The organism is Vibrio sp. T20 (assembly GCF_007858795.1).
Lineage (GTDB): Bacteria > Pseudomonadota > Gammaproteobacteria > Enterobacterales > Vibrionaceae > Vibrio > Vibrio satsumensis.
In genome coordinates, this window is the sequence record NZ_VFEB01000087.1 from 1 (window position 1) to 21,247 (window position 21,247).

At 38.2% G+C, this 21,247-nt stretch carries 20 protein-coding genes; 8 read left to right on the plus strand and 12 right to left on the minus strand.

The window, feature by feature from the left end:
* Positions 1 to 929 precede the first annotated feature (929 nt).
* On the plus strand, positions 930 to 2,963 hold the full coding sequence (locus FTW16_RS08400) for a DUF1800 family protein (RefSeq protein WP_146490679.1): 2,034 nt from the start codon (positions 930 to 932) through the stop codon (positions 2,961 to 2,963).
* A 7-nt stretch (positions 2,964 to 2,970) separates the two neighbouring features.
* Positions 2,971 to 4,488, plus strand: a complete 1,518-nt coding sequence (locus FTW16_RS08405; protein WP_146490680.1) for a DUF1501 domain-containing protein — start codon at positions 2,971 to 2,973, stop codon at positions 4,486 to 4,488.
* A gap of 282 nt (positions 4,489 to 4,770) precedes the next feature.
* On the opposite strand, the gene FTW16_RS08410 is transcribed toward FTW16_RS08405, so the two are convergent.
* The 8 genes from FTW16_RS08410 to FTW16_RS08445 form a co-directional block, all read right to left on the minus strand.
* Positions 4,771 to 5,841, minus strand: coding sequence for a DUF4056 domain-containing protein (locus tag FTW16_RS08410; RefSeq protein ID WP_146490681.1), 1,071 nt, complete (start codon positions 5,839 to 5,841; stop codon positions 4,771 to 4,773).
* A 2-nt stretch (positions 5,842 to 5,843) separates the two neighbouring features.
* Positions 5,844 to 6,977, minus strand: a complete 1,134-nt coding sequence (locus tag FTW16_RS08415; RefSeq protein WP_146490682.1) for a BamA/TamA family outer membrane protein — start codon at positions 6,975 to 6,977, stop codon at positions 5,844 to 5,846.
* Positions 6,978 to 7,047: 70 nt separating this feature from the next.
* Positions 7,048 to 7,992, minus strand: coding sequence for a TonB-dependent receptor (locus FTW16_RS08420; protein WP_315897543.1), 945 nt, complete (start codon positions 7,990 to 7,992; stop codon positions 7,048 to 7,050).
* A gap of 126 nt (positions 7,993 to 8,118) precedes the next feature.
* Entirely contained in the window at positions 8,119 to 8,460 is a 342-nt protein-coding gene (locus FTW16_RS08425) for a NirD/YgiW/YdeI family stress tolerance protein (protein ID WP_146490683.1), read from the minus strand.
* Between the two features lie 69 nt (positions 8,461 to 8,529).
* Positions 8,530 to 8,733 carry an ANR family transcriptional regulator gene (locus FTW16_RS24905; protein ID WP_146490684.1) on the minus strand — a complete coding sequence of 68 codons (204 nt, stop codon included), beginning with the start codon at positions 8,731 to 8,733 and terminating at the stop codon, positions 8,530 to 8,532.
* A 1,004-nt stretch (positions 8,734 to 9,737) separates the two neighbouring features.
* The gene (locus FTW16_RS08435; RefSeq protein ID WP_146490685.1) at positions 9,738 to 10,100 is read right to left on the minus strand and encodes a YgiW/YdeI family stress tolerance OB fold protein; all 363 of its coding nucleotides are present in this window, start codon (positions 10,098 to 10,100) and stop codon (positions 9,738 to 9,740) included.
* 27 nt (positions 10,101 to 10,127) lie between these two features.
* Complete coding sequence (locus FTW16_RS08440) at positions 10,128 to 10,496, minus strand: YgiW/YdeI family stress tolerance OB fold protein (protein WP_146490686.1); 369 nt, start codon at positions 10,494 to 10,496, stop codon at positions 10,128 to 10,130.
* Between the two features lie 12 nt (positions 10,497 to 10,508).
* Entirely contained in the window at positions 10,509 to 11,147 is a 639-nt protein-coding gene (locus tag FTW16_RS08445) for an AcfA family outer membrane beta-barrel protein (RefSeq protein WP_146490687.1), read from the minus strand.
* Positions 11,148 to 11,230: 83 nt separating this feature from the next.
* Between FTW16_RS08445 and FTW16_RS08450 the strand changes: the two genes are divergently transcribed.
* The 6 genes from FTW16_RS08450 (at position 11,231) to FTW16_RS08475 (ending at position 18,005) form a co-directional block, all read left to right on the plus strand.
* Positions 11,231 to 11,896, plus strand: coding sequence for a response regulator transcription factor (locus tag FTW16_RS08450; protein ID WP_146490688.1), 666 nt, complete (start codon positions 11,231 to 11,233; stop codon positions 11,894 to 11,896).
* A complete protein-coding gene (locus tag FTW16_RS08455) occupies positions 11,893 to 13,131 on the plus strand; it encodes a sensor histidine kinase (RefSeq protein ID WP_146490689.1) in 1,239 nt (412 codons plus the stop codon). Before FTW16_RS08450 ends, FTW16_RS08455 begins: the two co-directional genes overlap by 4 nt.
* A 1,033-nt stretch (positions 13,132 to 14,164) precedes the next feature.
* Positions 14,165 to 14,938 (plus strand): outer membrane protein OmpK, encoded by a 774-nt coding sequence (locus FTW16_RS08460; RefSeq protein WP_146490690.1) that lies wholly within the window; start codon positions 14,165 to 14,167, stop codon positions 14,936 to 14,938.
* Between the two features lie 24 nt (positions 14,939 to 14,962).
* Complete coding sequence (locus FTW16_RS08465) at positions 14,963 to 15,529, plus strand: hypothetical protein (protein ID WP_146490691.1); 567 nt, start codon at positions 14,963 to 14,965, stop codon at positions 15,527 to 15,529.
* A 17-nt stretch (positions 15,530 to 15,546) separates the two neighbouring features.
* Positions 15,547 to 16,407 carry a pyridoxal kinase PdxY gene (pdxY, locus tag FTW16_RS08470; RefSeq protein WP_146490692.1) on the plus strand — a complete coding sequence of 287 codons (861 nt, stop codon included), beginning with the start codon at positions 15,547 to 15,549 and terminating at the stop codon, positions 16,405 to 16,407.
* Between the two features lie 581 nt (positions 16,408 to 16,988).
* Positions 16,989 to 18,005 carry a helix-turn-helix domain-containing protein gene (locus FTW16_RS08475; RefSeq protein ID WP_146490693.1) on the plus strand — a complete coding sequence of 339 codons (1,017 nt, stop codon included), beginning with the start codon at positions 16,989 to 16,991 and terminating at the stop codon, positions 18,003 to 18,005.
* A 900-nt stretch (positions 18,006 to 18,905) separates the two neighbouring features.
* Here FTW16_RS08475 and FTW16_RS08480 read toward each other — a convergent pair.
* The 4 genes from FTW16_RS08480 to FTW16_RS24920 all read right to left on the minus strand — a co-directional run bounded on the left by FTW16_RS08480 (position 18,906) and on the right by FTW16_RS24920 (position 20,942).
* Positions 18,906 to 19,934: a hypothetical protein gene (locus tag FTW16_RS08480; protein ID WP_146490694.1), complete on the minus strand. Its 1,029-nt coding sequence runs from the start codon at positions 19,932 to 19,934 to the stop codon at positions 18,906 to 18,908.
* Between the two features lie 406 nt (positions 19,935 to 20,340).
* A complete protein-coding gene (locus tag FTW16_RS24910) occupies positions 20,341 to 20,553 on the minus strand; it encodes a hypothetical protein (protein ID WP_409994445.1) in 213 nt (70 codons plus the stop codon).
* A 63-nt stretch (positions 20,554 to 20,616) separates the two neighbouring features.
* Entirely contained in the window at positions 20,617 to 20,763 is a 147-nt protein-coding gene (locus tag FTW16_RS24915; protein ID WP_409994446.1) for a hypothetical protein, read from the minus strand.
* Positions 20,718 to 20,942 (minus strand): hypothetical protein, encoded by a 225-nt coding sequence (locus FTW16_RS24920; RefSeq protein ID WP_409994447.1) that lies wholly within the window; start codon positions 20,940 to 20,942, stop codon positions 20,718 to 20,720. The genes FTW16_RS24915 and FTW16_RS24920 overlap by 46 nt, the downstream gene beginning before the upstream one ends.
* Positions 20,943 to 21,247 lie beyond the last annotated feature (305 nt).

The window sequence follows — 21,247 nt, forward strand, 5'->3', positions numbered from 1 at the left end:
GTGACGTTCACCTAAATCCAGAAAGAGAAGCTGCTTAGTAAATAAGCAAATGATGACAACTACCTTGAAAAACGCCGGTCATTGGCTTATATCAACTATCTGGTAGCTTTATCACACTGAGTCTTTATTTTTTTCATGGCTTTAACTTATTCTTACCTTTTACTGATTCCGCCTTTAAGTCGTTACTTAAGAAAGTATGGTCAGGGGACCACGGAAGGATCTCTGTTAAATAGAAATTAGAATCGATGAAACACTTTAGCACACGTAATGAGAGTATTACTTAAACCATTAAGTCAGTTTCAATCGAAGCATCTGCATACTGAAAGCCTCTTACAGAGTTACCATTTGTCTATCAAATATCACCTAGCCAATGAACAAACGGCCTTAATTAGACTTGGGCAAGTTTGCCTATGTCGCCACTGTTGCATCTAAGTTTACACACTTTGTACTAATAGTCAGACTTCTTAAATATCATAACCTTAAACATAACAATGGCATAAAATGGTAAGTAGAGTAGGATCAATTAGTCTAAAATTATGACTTCTAATCAAACTATTGTAAAAAGATTCAGACTATGTTGTTAGACAGGCCAATTCAATACTTGACTTACCTAAATCAAGAACCGATTTGTATTTTTTCCCCCAACAGTTCTAGCACGCTACATACTCTCAGTATCTCTGAGTCGCAAAACTCAATCGTATTCATCCAGAGGGCTGGTATAAAAATCGGTACCTGGACGTTTCTTAACAATGGTGAATTGCACGAAGCTATTGAAGTTATAAAACCTAAATTAGGAATTCAATAAAGCTACGTATAAACAACCTATTAACGCAAATAACGGTACCGCTAACCGATTGATTCAACTCTCTCCTTAGTCAACATTGATAGAATTAACATTATCAGAAACTATAAAAGGAAATTATTACTTTATGAAAATAAATGCCGCATGGAATATATTGATATCATTATTCGTGCTTACAGGGTGCAATGATACCTCTTCGGACTCCCCTACCTTACCACCAACAGAGCCCCCCCCAACAAAGCCAGTTCCACCGCCGGTTATTGAAACAGATATATGTAGCGCCCAAACTTCCCCTCAACCCTTTGACGCTTACCGTTTCTCGCAACAAGCAACACTCGGGGTAACTAGCGAGCAGCTTGATCAAATAAGACAAAGCCAAAGTCTTTGCGATTGGATTGACTCACAAATAGCCATGGAGCAAGATTATTCTTACTTCCAGGCAACGAAAGATACAGCTCATCATAGTGATCCAGATAATGCAATTTTCGATGTAAAACATCCTGAATATAACGGCTTTAATAATTTATCAACAACAGGTCAAACCGGAGGTAGCTTCGATTTAACAAGATACCAAAGTTATGCTTGGTGGGAGGGTACACTGGAGTCTGAGACCTTGTTAAGAAACCGGGTCGCCTATGCATTAAGTCAATTACTAGTAGTATCTCATACAGAAACACCTCTTCATCGTAGAGGTGAGTCTTTAGCTTATTACTATGACCTACTCTATACCAATGCCTTTGGTAACTATCGCGATATTTTAAAGGCAATCGCTATTTCACCAACAATGGGAGTATTCTTATCCCATGAAGGTAACCAAAAGTTAACGACACTGTCTGACGGTAGTATTGTAAGACCTGACGAAAACTTTGCTCGAGAAATTATGCAACTATTTTCTCTTGGTTTAAACCAATTAAATCAAGATGGATCTCTAAAGGCTGATTCGGAAGGTAACCCAATTCCTACTTACACTCTTGACGATGTAATTGAAGTTAGTCGAGTGCTAACAGGCTGGTACATAGATAATGACAACTACAACGGAAAAGGTGATAACTTTGGGCGCGCAAACTACAACAATGGTGAATATAGTTCACCTATGCTTGCTGATGAGAGTTATCATGACAAACAAGCAAAGACAGTTCTTGGTATCACTATTCCAGCAGGACAAACTGCTGAAGAAGATTTAGATGCTCTTATCGATATTTTGATGACTTCAAGCAACATCGCTCCGCATGTCTCTAGCTTTCTCATAACTCAATTGGTTACAGCCAACCCTACTCAAGGGTACATAGCTGATATTGTCAAAGTCTTTGAAGACAATGGTACTGGTGAAAAAGGAGATATGGCTTCTGTAATTAAAGCTATCTTGGTCCATCCTGAAGCTCGGGATGCTAAGTATTATACTTCGGATAGTTATGGACGAGCAAAAGAACCAGTATTTTTCATGGCTGATATAATGAAAAAGTTTGCTGTTCAAAAAGTACCAGGCATCCCTACGATAAGTGGTAATACATTTAAATCAAACGCAACTGACGGTATTTATGCAATTATAAACCCTATCACTGTATTTGGTTATGGGCCTCTACGTTCACCCACGGTTTTTAATTTTTATCCAACAGATAAAGCATACAATATTGAAGAAACATCATTACTAGCTCCTTCACTAGATCTCTACACTGACGCTTCGCTAGCCAAACTCACTTTCTATACAAGAGGTATAATTCAGAGCTCGCCTTATGAACTAATAATGTCTCCAACCGGAAGCATGTGTGGAGGAAACTCTTGTTCAAGCCTTTTTGAGTGGGGACAAACTTGGGGGCCAAGTAATGAAGCAAAAATAGTGCTGTCCTACGCTCAAGAAATTGAACTTTTGAAGTCTCATCTTAATGGTGATTTAAAGAATATCACTAGGCCTGAATTTCGGGAACCCGCAATACGAGCACTGATCGCTCACCTACATTCAAAAATAAATCACGAAACTTTACCAGATGGAATGATTGAAGAGCTCATCACGCACTTTGACGCTGCCGACTCATTTCCGATTTGGCAATGTCGAGAAGGCCAGGTTGTCGAAGAACAACTAGCACTAGAATGTTCGATCAATACGATCGGAGACGCGATTCAAACAATGGTATTTAACAGTTACAACCTGCTACAAAGGTAATAAAATCATGAAAAGAAGAGACTTTATTAAGAGCCTTGTGGGTTCGGTTCCAGCCACTGCGCTACCTATATCATTACTATCTCACTCAACCAAAGCAGCGACCGGAGACTACAAAGCTTTGGTAATAATAGAATTTGAAGGTGGAAACGACACATTAAGCATGTTTCCACCGATTAAGACTTCAGAGCCATCAACTGGTTTTGATCATGACACGTACTCAGCTATGAGACCATTGTTAGCTGTTGGCAACTTATCGCTAGGGGCACCGGTTACAGATGGCTCAAACCCTTACTGGCCAGGGACCGGAGGTGATATAACACAATGTTATACTAAGGGCTATTATGATGTGGGTAATGAACACATTGGCATAAATGGATTAATGCCTGAGTTAGCCGCAATGTATAAAAGCGGTGATTTAGCGACGGTAAATAATATTGGTACGTTAGTTTCCCCGTATGTAAAGGGTGCTCCAGTTTCAGAGCAGCCCCCACAACTAATGGGCCATAATAACCAGCGTAAACTTCAGCACAATGGCAATTCAAAGCAACTATTCTCAGATGGCTGGGCCAGTCGAGTTCACCAAGCAATGGGAAGTAGCGCCTCTGGGCCTAATGTTTCTCTTGATGGGTCAGCACAAATCATGCAGGGGGGAGCTGACTTTATGTCTTTAAATCCTGTAAAACCTGACAGGTTCAACCTAAATTCATCATTGAGTATTTCTCAAAAGTATAATGAATCAAACGACAATAAGATAGCAAGACTCATAGGAACCAAGATATTTTCGAGTGTAGATAAAACTACCGAATTAGTGAACCTATGGGATACTCTTCCACTCAATGGATACGGTGTGTATGGGGGAGATCTGTTTACTATCCCCGGAAAGAACGATACAGGCCTAACGTCCTCCAATGGACGGAATACTAATGACGGAAATTTAAAAGGAACGATGCTTAATGGGCTAGCATCAGTAGCACGCTTAATAGAGCTCGCAACTGGCTCTTACTCCTACTACCCTAGTACTCCCAATAGACAAGTTTTTTTCGTAAAGGTAGGCGGGCTTGACCATCATACTCGCCAAGATATCAAACATGCAGCCTATCTCAGAGAGATTTCACTAGCAATGTGGGACTTCAAAACTGCAATGGAAAATAAAGGCTTATGGAATAATGTCATTGTTCTGTCACAAACAGACTTTGGACGCACAGGACAAGAAAATAACGGAGGAACCGATCACGGTTGGTCTAGCCACCAGTTTATTGCTGGTGGAGCTGTATCAGGTAATCAAACCTATCACAGAGGCAACACACCAACAAATTTAGTACTTGGTGGTGAACATGATATTAGTGATCAAGGTCGTTATATCCCCACAACAAGTATCGATCAGTTATTTGCTACAGCAGCAAGCTGGTATGGTTTAGACTCAAAATTGTTAGATGCTGTTTTCCCCACCTTGGTAAACTTTAGGTCAAGTAGTGAGCCTGTAACAAAATCACTTATACCTGGTTTAGTTAACGGTGTTAGTTAATTAAGTTTAATCTAATCCATCATGCGTAATAAAGTGCTACATAAATAAACAAAGAATTAATGCTATTCCTAATATATGCATGTAGTAATCAACTTTTATTGCTTATATCTCAACACTTTACTCCAAAAAAAACCGCCTTACAACAAGGCGGTTTACCTAATAACCTACGAAAGAAATAATTCACGCTAATAATTCTTAAATTACTATAGTCTCTAACCCTGCTCTATTTCCTAAAAATTTGATCAAGTCGAACGACCATTTAACTCACATATAGAGAAATAACTACTCAGACAACAGCTCATTATTACTTTGGGGCATTTTATCATCTGAGTTTTTTGCAAAACTTGACAGTTCTCTAAAGTCTTCGTGTGTCCAAGTATCCTTATTTTTTAGAAATTTAGGTAACGACAAAAAAGCTTGTTCACTCTCTGACGAAACTAAGGTTAATTCCGCCAACTTTTCAACTTTTTTAAGGTGACGAATCGATAATGAATAAGGCTCATCCCCAAAGTCTGGCGTCATCTCTAAACTAAGTGTGTAGTCGCGGACTTTCACAACCCATTTTTCAGGTAAACGCTCTGAACTATCCCACCATTGGCCGTCGATGGCTTCTAACTCTTTTATGGTTTTTTCCTTGCTCACCGCTCCCATTTTTTTTAATACCGTTTGAAGTTGAGATGAGAATGCCTTTTCATACTCTCTAATCTGGATAGTCGGATTTTTCTGCAAAATTTTAATCGCAATAATTGCTCCAATTAAGTTTGAATATAGATCTTCAGTAGAAAACGCGGAAGCGTACTCTTTAAATCCACCGACAGATTCAAGACCAAACCATTGCGCAATTTCATGCCATTGAGCCAACCTAAAAGCCAATAACCCGCTTAAATTATGGATTACATCCATACGTTCTTGCTCTGTTTTAAACGAAATATCTTGTGGATAAATTTGAATAATACGTGCACGAAGCTCATCTGATAATACGATTTGATAATTTTTACCTAAATGCTTTCTTAACTCTACATTTAAATAATAAGTGTAGTCAGCTGTGTCACGAATATGCGCAGTATCGAGGAAGCCACCACGTTCGGTATAGATAATGCCATTTTTCTCTTCAGCACCACCAAATAAACTGCTAGTAACACTCTCGGAGCCATCATTGTATTTATGTTGATTTAGGTCACTAACATCAACGACATTCTCAAGGGAAAAAAATGGAACAGGAACAGGCCCTAACTCAGCCTTTAAGCCAGTTCCAAGGGCACAACACGGACGAACTCCTGTTGGTGGATCTATGGCAAAGGCATTCATGCTTATTATTGATAAGAAAAAGCTTAGTTTATATATTAGTTTCATAGTTAAAATGCTTCATTGATATTAAAGTAAACCGCAGATTCTTCGTTTCCGAACCCAAAATCTAAACGAACATTCACGCGAGGCTTAAAGGCAAAGCGATAACCAACACCATAAGTGGGAAGCCACTTCGTATCAGTTAATTCACTCATTTTTGAGCCTATGTTTCCCGCACCTACCCATGTCACTATTCCATGACGGTTATTGAATCTATATCTGTACTCAAGTTGGGCCGAAGCTTGAATACGATCGCGATATTGACCAGAGTAGTAGCCACGCATCCGTTCATCGCCTCCCATTTTGCTCATAGCAAACCAAGGTAAATTATCTTCGTCACTCAAGCCTTGTATGAAAAAATCAGCCGCGAGAATATTGCTTTTATTTACGTGGATAAACTCGCGATAATTTAGGGTTAGTTGTTGGTAATCATAATCCGATGAAAGTTTCTTGGAATAGGTTCTGTATTCTGCCAACAAATATCGGCCTTTATAAGGGGTTGGGATAAAATCACGACTGTCATATTCCAAGCCGAAAATAAGGCCAACATTATTTTTATCTTCGAGATTTTTTTTTGTTAAAGAACTTCCGTTTGATTTCTGGTTTCTTAAGATGGTGTAATCAAGGCCCGTCAAAAAGTAGAAATTGGGCGCAAACTGAAACGATATAGATGGTTCAGTATTAAAATACAATGCTTCATGCTCTGTTTTGTTCGATGATTCTTCCGCAGCTTCTCGACCAATGCCCCAAAATTGACTTGGGGTTTGGCTTATCCAAGTTGTGAAATTTAGCTTAATACTGTCTTGATTAAGATAGGTGGAGTTTGTTAAACCGACCCCGTAAGTACCTGCTGTCGATGCATAGCCCGAAATGTTAATCGTTGAGAGCTGATTTCCGGCATTTTCTCCCTGCGGGGCATACAGTCCCATAACAGCAACCCCGATCCCAAAACCTTGCTCTGGATTAGAAAATGGACCGGGTAGTACTCCCCAATCGATGTTCCCATCGGAAACATCAACGGATTCACTTGATCCTAGGTATTCCAGAGCAACTTCTGCCCAGTTGTTCTCCTCTTCTGCCAAAGTAAGTTGAATAGACAAGCTCCAAACGACAGCAATGTAGAATATTAGTTTTAGATACATGAAGATGAGTCTCAATTTCCTTGATAACAAGATTGTTAATTTAGGTGTACTAATAGAATTCAAGGCTCATTTAAAAGCGAGTATCTAACGTAATAAATGCACTTCTACGCTCTCCAAAACTAAACTCACCAATGAGATTAAATGTTGAGTTGATAGTGTATTGGAAGCCCATTACTGGTGCCCAATCCGTTGCTAGGCTTTGCTCAACGTTAAAGTGCCCATCATTATCTTTATTTACAAGATCGAGAAGGTTATGTAATTCCGGAGGTAAATCTAAATCCGATATGTTACCTGATAGGCTTTGCTGAATATTTTGATATTGACCACCAACCCAAGCTCTAATTGGTACGCCACGAGAGGCAAAGTCATAACCAAACCTTGGTGTGACTACAATAGATTGGATTCCACCGTCAATGATAGTTAGATTAGTTTTAGTGTAACTACCATCAACTATCGTAAACCAGTTTTTGAAACCGCCTGCAATAACGACGCCCCCGCCATACATGTCACCTTCAAGGTCTAATTGAAATGGCAAGTTTTGGGCTGATTTGATTGGTAGACCTTTAATATCAACACTGATATTAGTCTCTGAATACCCAGAAATTTTCCCACCGATGGCATAAAAATTAAGAAAGGGAAAAAGCCACATATCGGCTCTTAAGGTTAATACGTCGCTGCTTTGTCGGCCTCCAGTTGTTTCGATACCTATTGAGTCTTGTCCTATTGGCATGCTACCGAGTTTAAGTCCATCAAAGTTGATTGAGTCAACATTAATTCCTTGTTCTACATGCATATAGCCAACACTGATACCGAAAGCTTCGGGTAAAATATAGCCTTGTTCTTCTGCTTCGGACCTCCAAATAGGTAACTCAAGTGATTGTGCATTTACGTTAGTGGATAGCAATAGCATCGGAAGACTTATTAACGCTAATAAATTATTGTTATGCTTGAATGGTTGCCGAACAACGTTTGAGACAGCACTCATAATAGGATTTGTTGGGATTGATTTTATCACGTGCTTTAAACATTATGTATTAATTTATATATTAAGAATAATAAAGCACTTAGTTTTACTTAATAGCCATTTTACGACATTAATTGAAGATACTTTTAATTAACACTTGGGTGATTTATTAGATTGTTATTGGTTTTTAATAAAATCAACATCTACTCTTATTCCTATGAATGATTTATCGACCTCTCCATTGACTTCTACTATGGATTGAGTGTTAGAAGCCTGCATCATCCAATTATCATATTCGATTTCAACATTAATATACCCTGTTTCATCTCGAAACGTATAAATATCATCACCATGATATTCCATAATCTTACCTACCAAAGCTACCGGTAAGCCATCGATTAATAAGTCGCTATCGATAATGTCATTAGCAGTTGTCAAATAATACCTATATTCATTAGATCGACGCTCTAGTTCACTCATCATACTTTTAGTTATGAAAAACACAATAAAAATCAACATGATTACTGACTCAATAAAACCACTAAACCTTACCCATGTTGTTTCATGATCTTCGTAAACATAAAAACATTATTGGCCCCCATATTCTAACGTCATCTTCCTTCGACAAAATTCATATCGACTTATGCACCAAGCCTTATTCTCTTTTGAGCTAGAAACTCTTGCTGCCCTGAACCATTCTGCCGACGCTTCAAAATAATAGCCTCTTCTTTCTAACTCTGCCGCATATTCACTTAGCAAAACCGATTCATCATATTGCATGTTATTAACCATAAAACAATAACTCTATTTATAGTGAATTATCAAAAAAAGATATAGTATCAAATCACATAAAACTATATTTACCATCTTACGACAAGCATATAAATTAAACTATTTATCCAAACCGCTATGACCATACGTTATTTTAATTTTACTATGCGACATGTTAAAAATTCGTATATTTATGTAGATAGCAAGTTAGGTCGTAGTTCACCCCGAGTAGAAAAAACAACTCATTCTTAGAAGACGGTTTTGCTTTCCCTCCCCTAGAAGGGGGCGTCCGCAATATTAGCTCTTCAATAACTGCAATTGTTGTTCATACTCTATGTCCTTTTTATCTTGGTTCCGTCCATATCTAAAAAACACCCTCGAGCGAGTAAGTGATTTCCCTGCCGTAACTCTCCAAGTCTCATGCCTGTACTTCTGAGTCCAACGATATGGTATTTTCTACGCCAATAGACATGTTATGAACTTCTGAAATCGCCCATGTCATTGTTTCCTCTTGCTGGTAGTGGATAAGAGATTACTTCTAACATTGGAACTTCTTGAGGCTATTTTAGCCTCAAGGAACCATGACCACCGCCCTAGATGGTGGTTTTGAGGAGTCAATATAAATTAAGTTCTTAAAATATGCCGTAGATTTACTAAAGTACACGTTTTGTTTGATTTGGAATTGAGATTGAACTTTTACATAGAAAAATATAGCATTTATGATGTGCTTAATTTTACGTTCCGATGTGACTATAACATTTCCACCAATATCCGATGTAGTTAACTATGATATTTAGTGAAAGAGTGAATTTATAATACCTACAGCCTACAACAACATCAGGCCGCTAGCATTTTAATATTTTTTATCCGTTGGATATAATCATCAAACGGAACAATGCTACGTCTATAATTCAGTTAATACGCTCACATAACGTAAAAATATGGTTTCTTTAGGGGCTTTTTTATTAAAAAAAACTCAGCACTAATTGCTGAGTTTTCATAAATACAGTCCAGGTTGGAAATGGCTATTTTGCTAGAGTCAAATAGTCTACTTCAATATAGGTACTACCCCAATCACTATCCACTTCACCAACAATGGTCAACAATGTAGTTTCATCCGAAATAATACCCTCCCACCCTTCAAGGTCAACCTCAAGTTCAATAGTGTCATCACTATCATTAGTTTTGAACAAGTACATTTCATGGCCCAATGCTTTAATTATATAACCTGTAAGGGAAACAACGCTGCCATCTGACATCTGTTTGACCTCTGCGACAGTGGTCGTTGGATTTTCAGAGATCGCGTATTTTACACCAGGTCCTATATAGCCACCTCGAGCATGAGTAAACAAAGGTACTAATAATAGGATGACTATAAATTTGTTCATGATGTTCCGGAAATAGAATATATTCGGTTATTGTACCAATTTAAGAAACTCAACTTCAATATAGTTGCTACCCCATTCGCTATCTACTTCACCGACGATCTTCAACAACGTCTTGTCATCTGCGGTTATATTTCTCCACTCTTCGGCTTCGATTTCTACCTCAATAGTGTCACTACTGTCAGCGGTCTTAAACAAGTACATTTCCTTTCCTAAAGATTCAACAATGTAGCCTGATAAAGTCACCATACTATCTTCTGACATCCTTTTAGCCTGTGCAACAGATATTGTAGTTCTTTCGGAATTAGCTTGCTCGGAAGCTGGGCCAGTGAACCCACCTTGAGCATATGTAAATGAAGAAACCGTTAGAAGTGCAGCCGTTGATAGTAACTTTTTCATAATGACCTCAAATTAAAATGTGTAAGATGCGTTAATGCCAGCGTTAATATTTTGTGCTTTCTCGTCAGCTTGATAGCTAACTTCAGCGCCTAATGCAAAATGATTAGTGAAATTGTAAGCTAAACCTAGACTAGCAATGCCGCCCACAATCCATTCTTCGCTATTTTCATTATGAAGTACAGCTGACGTTTCAATGTCCTCTGGAAACTTCTCTTCATCTGTTTCGTGAACAACTTTTGAAGAATACTGATATTGAGTCAGACTCACTCCCGCCCCCAACTTAAAATCAAGCTTTTCTGTCAAGTGGAACGAATAAATAGGTTTTAACGTTAATTGGTGCACGTTAATCTCAGAACTAGCTTCTATCGACTCTTCATATAATTCAGTATCGGTAATATATAACTCTGATTCCCCTTCGTTGCTAAAATGACGATAACCTAACTCTAATGCCCAGCTTTCATTGAACTTGTAGCCCACAGCACCACCGAAACTTGCCGAGTCTTCATCAGTCGTCGCCATTGGAACTAAGTTCGATGGAGTGCTTATAGCCTGATCAGTATTGTTGAAACCGTAGTTCAAACTTACATAAGGATTAGCTAGTGCTACTGTTGGTACAGCTACGATTACACCGATAAGAAATAACTTTTTCATGTTTGTATGCCTTTTACTTTGAGAACTAATCTTTGTTGCAGGTATACTAATGACAAGAATGTGAAGGAGGAGTGAAGGAAAATATGAAAATTTTACTTGTTGACGATAGTTTCCAAATTTCAGAAACAATCGCCGACTACCTAGAGTTACGAAACTGTATCGTTGATTTTGCCTATAACGGCCAAGACGCTCTTTCCATTATTGAGGAGCAGTCTTTCGATGTTGTTGTCATGGACATTATGATGCCTAAAATGGATGGCATTAGCGCAGTCAAAAAAATACGTAGTGAACTGAACAAGACAGTCCCAATCATATACCTCAGTGCAAAAGATAAGCTAGAAGATCGCTTAGAAGGCTTTGATTCCGGTGCCGATGACTATCTCGTTAAGCCTTTTTCCTTAGAAGAGCTATATGCACGGATTACCGCTTTATACAATCGTACAAATAAGATGGTCTCTGCTATCGCAACTTTTAAAGACATTCAAATAAACACTGAACAAAAGCAGGTCAGTTTAGGCAGTAACCAGCTAAAACTTCCTCCTATTCAATACAAAATACTACTACTGCTTATCAAAAAAGCACCAAATCTAGTCACTAAGTCAGACATTATTGAACACATTTGGGGAGACAGTGAACCCAATAGTGACGCTCTACGCAGCCATATGTACGGAGTAAGAAATGCAATAAGTAAACAAGACTCTCAAACTCAACTGGAAACCGTATTTGGTAAAGGGTTCAAGCTGTCATGAGACCAACACCTAGTCTATTCACTAGCGTAAGAAGAACGCTAGCGCTTTTGATACTGACGCTGTGTGGCAGTTTTTGGGCCGTAGTCTACGTAGGAGAGACCAAACTGGAAAAATTAAGCTTGCACCAATGGCTCAAAAGTGAAGCTAAGCGAGTCACTATTGAAACTATCGAAGGTAACCCTGATTATCAGCCCGCTCCTGAAGTATTTGACTATTATAAGCTAACCCAACCCAAGGTTTTACCCGCTTGGCTGGCTGAATATAAAAAAGTAGGCCTATACGAACATATGCTCGGGACTGAGGACAAACACTTTATTATCAGCCGAATGCCTAATAGCAATATTTTGTTCTATATCGTATTCAAACACAATAAAGATGATTTTCTAGACACGTATGAGTCCGAGATTTACAAAAATTCATTGGTTATTGTGGTTAGTGCAACATTAATCATCTTCTTGTACTGCTACTTACTTTCATTGTGGTTATCTCGCCCACTTTCAATTTTGCAGGCTCAAGCAAGATCTGTTGGTCTGCGGAATAAAAAAATAAAGATCGAGACTAAATACAAAGAGACTCAAAACATCGAACAATCTCTTATTAAGAGTCAGGACGATTTAGAGCATTTCCTACAACGGGAAAATGAGTTCAATCGCTTTGCCTCCCATGAACTGCGTACCCCTATAGCTGTCATTGCTGGCTCAGTTGAACTATTGCAAGATGTGAATTTTGATCCGACGAGTCGAATTGGTGCAAAAACGGTCGAACGTATGCAAAGCGCCTCGAAAGAGATGCAACTGCTAACTGACGCATTTCTGCTACTTGGTAAAGAGCATATCGCAGAGGATCGAATAGACAAATGCGACCTCGGTCTGATAGTTGAAAATCAAATTGATAAATTATCAACGCTATTTAAACACCAGAAAGTAAAGGTTTCCTATGAAAGCCATAATCCTGCAAGCATGGAATCCCCTGTGAGTTTTGTAACGATTGCCATCAACAACTTACTTAAAAATGCATTTAGCTATGGCGAAGAGAGTATTCATATCCAGTTGAATCAAACTCGTTTGACTGTGAACAATCAATATGGCGCAAATAAAGAAGATTTTGCAGGGTATGGTGTAGGACTTGTGATTGTAGAAAGAGTAAGTCAAAAGATGGGGTGGTCTTTTTCGATTGAGAAGAATCAAAACCACTTTATCAGCCAGATTGACTTTAGTAACACTAGTAAAGTCTAGGAAACATTCAATTAGGTCCATAAGCATGGCGTCGTAAGTTCTTATTGGGCCTCTAGACAAATAGTTTAATTGTATGTTGATTTCGCCCACCTTTTTGTAACCCTGCTTGGGAAAAGTCAACTTACTTCAAGAACCGTTACCAATCATTTCGGTGCGTACGACGTGAAGTCATTGCAAACCATAATCGGATAAATGTTAGATAGACACAAGCTGTGCAGTGTTACATGATTGGTACTGGCTCAAACAGAAACCAAACCACCTAAAATTTAAGTGATTATTAAACAACATGTACTGAATCTTAGATACCCAAAACCTTGTAAGCTTGTTCAGCACTTTCGTTCAGTGCCAAAATTTAGGTACTAGCAACCATAACTGTCCATGAGGTAACTTTTACCCTATGCTTTCTTTGTATAAGATTCCGGCTACTGATGTACCTTCCTGGCAATTTTCTAATGTCAGAACTAAACATCTCCTAAATCAATATACTTGAAGCCCCTCACCTTATGTGTAATCCCCATGTCACAAAACTAAGAGGGTTTTCGCATATCTATTTTCGCCATAAACAACAGTTAGCTATAGGTTGTTATCTGACTTTACCCTATCTTACTGAAAAATAATCTATTTTTACATATTCGATCGGTTTGAATATTCAACTCATCTAACCATTGCATTCTATAATGTGATTTGCCTATAGCGTTGATGTCGAATGCCACTAGCCTTTACCAGACATTTTTAGCTTGTGCTAAAAATTCTGTATCGATTCTCTCCACGATTACCGCCTGTCTATCTTCTCACAATAATTTAGTAACCCTTAATATACCGACTGAACTTATGCCCCTGTACCTCTTTGTATCCGTTGAACTGGCCAATTTCGCGTATGTATGGCGGTAGACTGACTGCCCTGTTGCAATCCAATTGCTATCAGATAATGAGTTTTCACTTTATATTTGACGAATGGCACAGAATGACAATTAGACTTGTAAAGTATCTATTACTATTTACTAAATCCAATAATCATTAGAACTTTTATTCTATGCGAACAATACTACCAATTTTTATAATCAACTTTAGCGCTTCTTTTTCATTGCCAGTCCATTGTGAATACCTATATGGATGGGGGGATATTTCAATTAACTATTACGATTGGACAAAAGATACTGAAACTCGTAGTTACGGTTTTAAAAATGACTATGGTTTTATAGAAATTGAAGGTGGAGCGAACTTTTCTTGGGGTGAGATTTATGGATTATTTGATATGGAACTGCAAGAAAATGTGAATGAGTTTGGACAAAAAATATCTGGGCAATCTATCGGTTCAACATCAAAAGGGAATATTGCAGTAAAGACTGGTTTAGGCGACCTTCGGTATTTTTCTCAAACATACTCTACTGAGAGCCTTGGTTATCATTTCCGTGACAGTGTTTTTGGCGTTTCTTATTTAATCACAGACAGTAACTGGTCATTTGCGCCATTTATTGGCATTCATCATGTAAATACTGAGGATTTCGCTGACTTCAATGGTGGTATGTTTGGTTGGGTTGGATACTACAATTTTGAATTATCAGATCAAAGCTTCTCTATAACTCATTGGTTTGAAAGTGAGTTTTCCCGCTCGAGTGAGTATTTAGAAAGTAACATAGCAAGTGGCACCGAAACAGACTCTTTATCAGCGAATGGAGCTATTTCTTTGTGGTGGAATGCTACAAGTAATGTCTCTACGGGAATCCAATATTATTACGCACATAATAAGTTACAGCAGTCAAAGACTGATAGTGCAATAATCTACACCATAAAATACAACTTTTAATAACTACGGCCTATGGAGACAATTATGAAAAAACACAGAATAATACTTTTACTTGGTACGTCAATTTTAATCGGCTGCGCAGCCAGTAACAACAATAATAGTGAAAATATTATTCGCGCACATGGTATAGATACGGAGTTTCATATAGATGAGAAATCTAATCTAATTAATAAATTAGATTATTACAGTGTAAACACCGTCAACTCTGGAGTTTTAAACAACACTCACACGATTATAAAGACATTTAAAAGTGAAGATGGCGAATTGACGCATGCTTTCATCACAAGCTGCAACAATTGCAATTATAATCTTAATCCAAGCAGATCAGAGGGTATTACCTTTTCTGTTAAAGAGAAGAAAAACACATATCAAAGTCAGGTGAAACTTAAAGAAATATATAAGAAATACTCAATAAAAGGTGAGATTTTAAAAAAATCACTTCCTGATACAATGAAAAGCACTAGGTCTGAGTTATGCCTAAATTACTATACATCTAACACTGATAAAGTGAAGTTACACGTAGGTACAATACAAGAGTGTAGAAAAATCCCTGAAAAAGTAGAAAATGTACAACTAGTTAGCCTTGACTAAAATATTAAGGATAGACAATGAAGAATATATTATCGATACAGTCTCATGTTGTTTACGGTCATGCAGGCAACAGCTCAGCTGTATTCCCTATGCAGCGATTAGGCTGCGAGGTTTGGCCTATTCATACTGTGCAGTTTTCTAACCATACACAGTATGTTGAAGGGTGGAAAGGAAAAGTTTTTCCAGCTTCAGATATTGATAGCCTTATTGATGGCCTAAGCAACTTAAATGTACTGAATACTTGCGATGCAATTTTAACAGGTTATTTAGGAAGTCAAGAACAATGTAACTCTATATTACAAGCGTTAAATCGAATCAAAACAGTAAACCCTGCGACAATTTATATCTGCGATCCTGTAATGGGTGATGTAAACAAAGGATGTATTTTAGCTCCCGGCATTACAAAACGCTTGGTTGAGGATATTATGCCTATCGCTGATGTCATCATCCCAAACCAATTTGAGCTAACTCAGTTTACTAAGATTGATATACATAATATTGAGGATGCAGTTAGAGCATGTAAAAAAGCTCTTAAAATAGGGCCTGATGTTGTACTTGTCAAGCATGTACATACTCTATCAGATAAGCTATTTTCTACGATGTATGCTGATAGTACTGGTTGTTACCTAATTCAACGCCCCTATTTGTCGTTTATTAAACAGCCTGTAGGTGTTGGTGATTTAATTTCTGCAATTTTTACCGCAAAAATCGTAAACGGAAGTTCAAATCTTATTGCATTTAAACATACTGCTGAAGCGGTGTTTGGCATACTCAGTGAAACGAACAAGCTCAAGCAGTGGGAGTTGGCGACAGTAGAATTTCAAAGCGAGATATTTTCGCCCACAAATCACTTTGAGGTTCGAAAGTTACCTATGTAAACAATATCAATCTGACAAAGCTTTCTTGAAATTAGTGATATATGACTGCAAGCTAGAAAATATCGAAGCCCCCTATTTCGTATTTATTTTATAGAAGCCTTGCTCACTAATGACTAGCTCCAAGAATAAATCGCATAAGCCTTCACCTTAGCTGTGGCTACAGTGGATCATGAATGGGTTTACCATGGATAACGGGCAGACCTCATGGAGCATGAATACATTTTAAATTTATAGGCGTAGTTATATTTCACTCACCGAGACAGCGCTTTCAAGCTTAGTTAATAAAGCGCGATTCTGTACATAAAGGAAAAACGGCTCGGAGAACTATTATTGAAAATGATTTTGATAAAGCACATCCACGGGTTAAGTATCGTCAGAAAAAGTGTTTTAGTTTCAAACCGTCCTTCGTCATTTTAAAGAAATGACTAAGCTTGTATAAAATCAGGAGCATGGCAGTTCGGGGGGGCATTCGGCGCTAAAAAAGTATGTTTGCGCTCCGTCTAGAAGTCATAAAATGACAACAACTTGAGTGACTTTTCTGATAACATTCAATAATTAAGTGAAGGGGGAATGAGATTATCATGTGGCAAACTTGTAAGAGAATCCCATTAGTCAAATCTGCGTGTTTTCATGATCTTAGCGAGCTATTTGGGGACAAGAAAACAAATAAACAACGCTTAATGTCAATCGCTAACGTTCCTGATGATCTTCAATATCAATCACCTACCTGCCTACCAGAAAAAACGCTCCATAACCTGATTTTTGAATTTGGCGAGAATACCAGTAACGAACTATTTATCGACAAAATCAAAACCACATGTATAGAGAATTATGTCCCCAGTACGCTACGAATATTAAACCTAAACAATAAGTCAACTGTACGAGATGCTTTAGAAGAATTTTGTAAAGTAATTGATTGTTACAGTAACAACACATTAATAACGGTCGAAAAGTACCATGACAGTTATTGGTTAGCTAGATATAAAGGGGGAGAAAATGAGAAGTGGTATAAATACGGTGAGATGTTCACCATAATTTTCATGGTCACTCTACTAGAAAATTTAGCTTCGAGTAAAACCAAAACTGTTCAAGTAAGCGTTAAAAAACCAGAACTGGCAGAGTACTTTAAGTGCAAGCCATTGAGTCATATTCAACTTTATTTGGGCAGAAATGCCACAGGTATAAAAATAGATAATGATATTCTAGAACAGAGTTTAAACATAGAATCGACGTTTAATCTGAACTGTTTTGAGGAGCCTATTCCCAAAGGTTTCCTGGCATCCTTTGAGCTGGCGATAAAGCCTTATATACATTCTGGTCGATTGCCTATCTCTAGAGCGGCTAAAATCTTGGGCATCCACCCAAGGGCATTACAAAGGCAATTAAAAAATTCGGGGGTAACTTACTCGAATGTTATAGAAGATATGATACTGAAAAGATGTATAAAGCTACTTACATGCTCAAAAATATCTATTACCGAGATAGCAATGTCGATGGGCTACGCTGACACTGCGAATTTTACCCGCTTCATTCGAAAAAATCTGGGGTATAGTCCTTTACAATATCGAAAGAAATATAGAAATCCGGAAGCAAGTTAAAGTGAACGGTTGAACATTTGTTTGTTAAAGTAAGGTCCATTGATTAGCCGAAGGGAAAATTGTTGAGAGACTGAAATGTCTTTGTGTTGAGCTATCGTTCAAAGATTATGATCAATTCTATCGACTCAGTTGTGAGCAAGCATAAACTCAGGCTATAAACCAAATACGAGCACGTCTTGAATCAGACTCCACATTGATAAACTCAAACAATCCACTATCAGCCAAAGCTTGGAGAGCGCGCCGCTTGCGTAGCTCGGCAATCTAGCAGTAGTTAGCCATTAATGATTTCATTTATACTGTTAGCTCAAAGTACTAACTAAACGATTAAGGGAAATATCTTGATAGTGCTTTGAAAAAACTCACGCTGACCACAGCTCGAAGCTTTATGTCAAGATTTGGGCTCGGCGTAAATGTAGCACTGACACTCTTCGTAGCGGATGGAGACAGCACCAACCGATAAAGGATAGAATCATCATTCGCTGTATTATGGGGAGTTAATCCTATTCCAGCTTGATCGGATAAACCACCAGTATTAGGCTGAATCTTGGAGGTTGTCGCAGTGCGGGCAACGTTTCTGAAGGGTTATCAACTAAGAAAGGCATTCAATATGGAGCAATTATAACGCGAGAATAAATGCGTCAAGCACTCATTGGATATATAGACGTTGATGATAGTCAAACCAAACAGCACAGTCACTGGGTAGCTAAACCCGGTTAACATGAAAAACAACATGTCGATTAATGAAGTATCTAGCCTATCTAATTCAAATCACTTCTTCAATGCTATAGCTTCAAGGAACAATCACCACCGCCCTAAGCGGTGGTTTGATGAGCCTGTCAGCTAAACTAAATCTGCTAACTTCTTTGCTTGAGAGAGGTGCTTATTTGCCTAGACGCTAAGCTAGGCTTGCATATCTTTGTCTCGTAGCGGTATTATCAAACCAAGAGCCACCATAACACCACCGCCAATAAGTGTGTACCAAAGACGTGGCATAAACACGAGTTCAACGATTTCCAAGTTAAATGGACCTACGCCAATGGTGAGAATAAGAAACATGATTGATGCAGAGGCTACTGTGTAGTTATACTCGAGATATATCAAAATCATGTATAGAGATAAAATGACCAGCGACCACATCAGCACAACCTGAATCTCTGGAGATGCAATGTAGTTCAATAACACACCGACCGGGAGATAAAATAACGCGCCAATAACAGTACCGCTCAAACGTTCCCACGCTTTATGTGCTAAATTTTTTGAAACAGGACTGTGAATCATCATAAGTAGATAAGCCCCTAGAGCAGCCCCCATCCAGCCAAAGAACTCCAATGATAGAATAAGTCCGATGCCTAATCCCTTTCGTGATGAGTACTTTAAATCAGTAGTGTTTATTTTACGTTTTGGTTGACCTGTTTTTTTATCTTCTTTTGTCGTGTTATTGGGCCAAATAAGTATGCTCGCAATTATTGCGGCAGTGACCCCCAAAACAACTGATGCTGAGCGTTGTATCATCAACGCAGTATTCTCAATGTCACTCGGTATCATCATCATAGACAACAGCAAAAAGCTGAGTGGAAGAATATACTTAGGTACACCTTGGTGATGATTGTCACGCTCAATAAGAACTAAGACAAAAACGAACAATGATGTTGTTATTGGTGCAAAAGGCATCGAAGCCAGAGATAACGGTACAGCAATTAAAGTCATCAGCAAAGGTTCGAGACTCCCCTTTATGGTCGATTTTCCGTTGGAAAATTTAAGGTTGTAAAGAAATTGAATGATCCCTACTTCAACCGCAATAAAAGCCTCATTAGCATCATAGAAGTAGGCACTAATAACCAGAAGTACCATAGACAACAAAAACATTCTGTTACCTAAAATTAGATACTGTACAGGAGGTATTACACTCTTAATTTGATGTTTAAACATGATTGTTTCCGCAGTTTATTGAATGGAAATACGTAAATGTCTTTTTCTACATTTAGGTCTTGGATTATCTAGATTACATTTTTAACTTAGTTTTCAATTGTCATTTCATGACAAATCTCAAACAAAAGGCTTTATTGCGTACGTGCTGATCAGCTACGTCCACGACCTCTCGTAGCCATATGCCCAAACCACATAGAAAACAACTAATTGAAAATAAGACAACCAATCACTTATTAACCCCGACTCTCTGTTTTTGGGTTGATTAAGTGGTAAAAGAGGGGGGGTTTAAGGACCTCGCGAATTCTTTCTTCCTGCAAACGGTGAACAACTCGATCCGTGAGTTCATTGTGGTAGATATCTTCGCCTTCACCAAATTGTGCTGAGAAACGATAGGATACAACATCGTTCAGAATTGTGATGTTTTTACTACGGAAAGTTTTTTCGCCATACGCTCTACTAGTTCAGTGCAACGATCCATGAGCTCAAAAATCCTTTCTTTACGTAATAATTTGAACGCTGCATATACAGGAACGCCACGTGCTCTTCTTGATGCAGAACTACCAAAGTTAATTGCGTTTCGCTCTGGTTTTTCCATTGCATCGTCAAGGTAATCACCCATAGCTTTAGATCACTCAGCGGCGTATTTTATAATAATCATTCCACTGTCATACGGCATATTGAACTATTTATGGCTATCCGCATCAATAGAATCAGCTATCTCAATACCTTTAAATAGGTATTTTTCTTTATCACTTGCGACAGCCCATAAACCAATTGCACCATCTACGTGAAGCCACGCGTTGCCATGGTTCTCGACAGCATCAGCCAATTCATAAAATTGGTCGAAAGCACCGGAATCAATACAACAGGTTGAGCGTAAACAAGCATTGTGCCTTCTAAGCCTGAAATAATTTCTTTTAGGTTATCCGGGATAATGCGTAAGTTATCGTCAGTTGGTACTTTGAAAATCGTTTCAAGGGCTATGCCAATCTTTGATAGGTATTGCAAAATTAATTTCCAAACGAGTATCTACGAATAAATGTAATTTATAGCAGAGGTCGTTACTGTTTATTTAACCACTTCCCAATGTAAATCATCCGGTAAAACAAGATTGGAAGTACAAAGCGTAGCTTCCGAAGGTGTCTACAAATGCTGTACTTATATCAGCTGAATAACGCATCACGTTATTCGCACATCCTTATAGTAATCAAGGCGTATCTTAAACTTAGATACTAATTTCGAATCTATTTTGCATTAAGCAGAAAGTGTAAATAGTTGTCTTTTCATCATTGAACACCTAATTTAGCGCATGG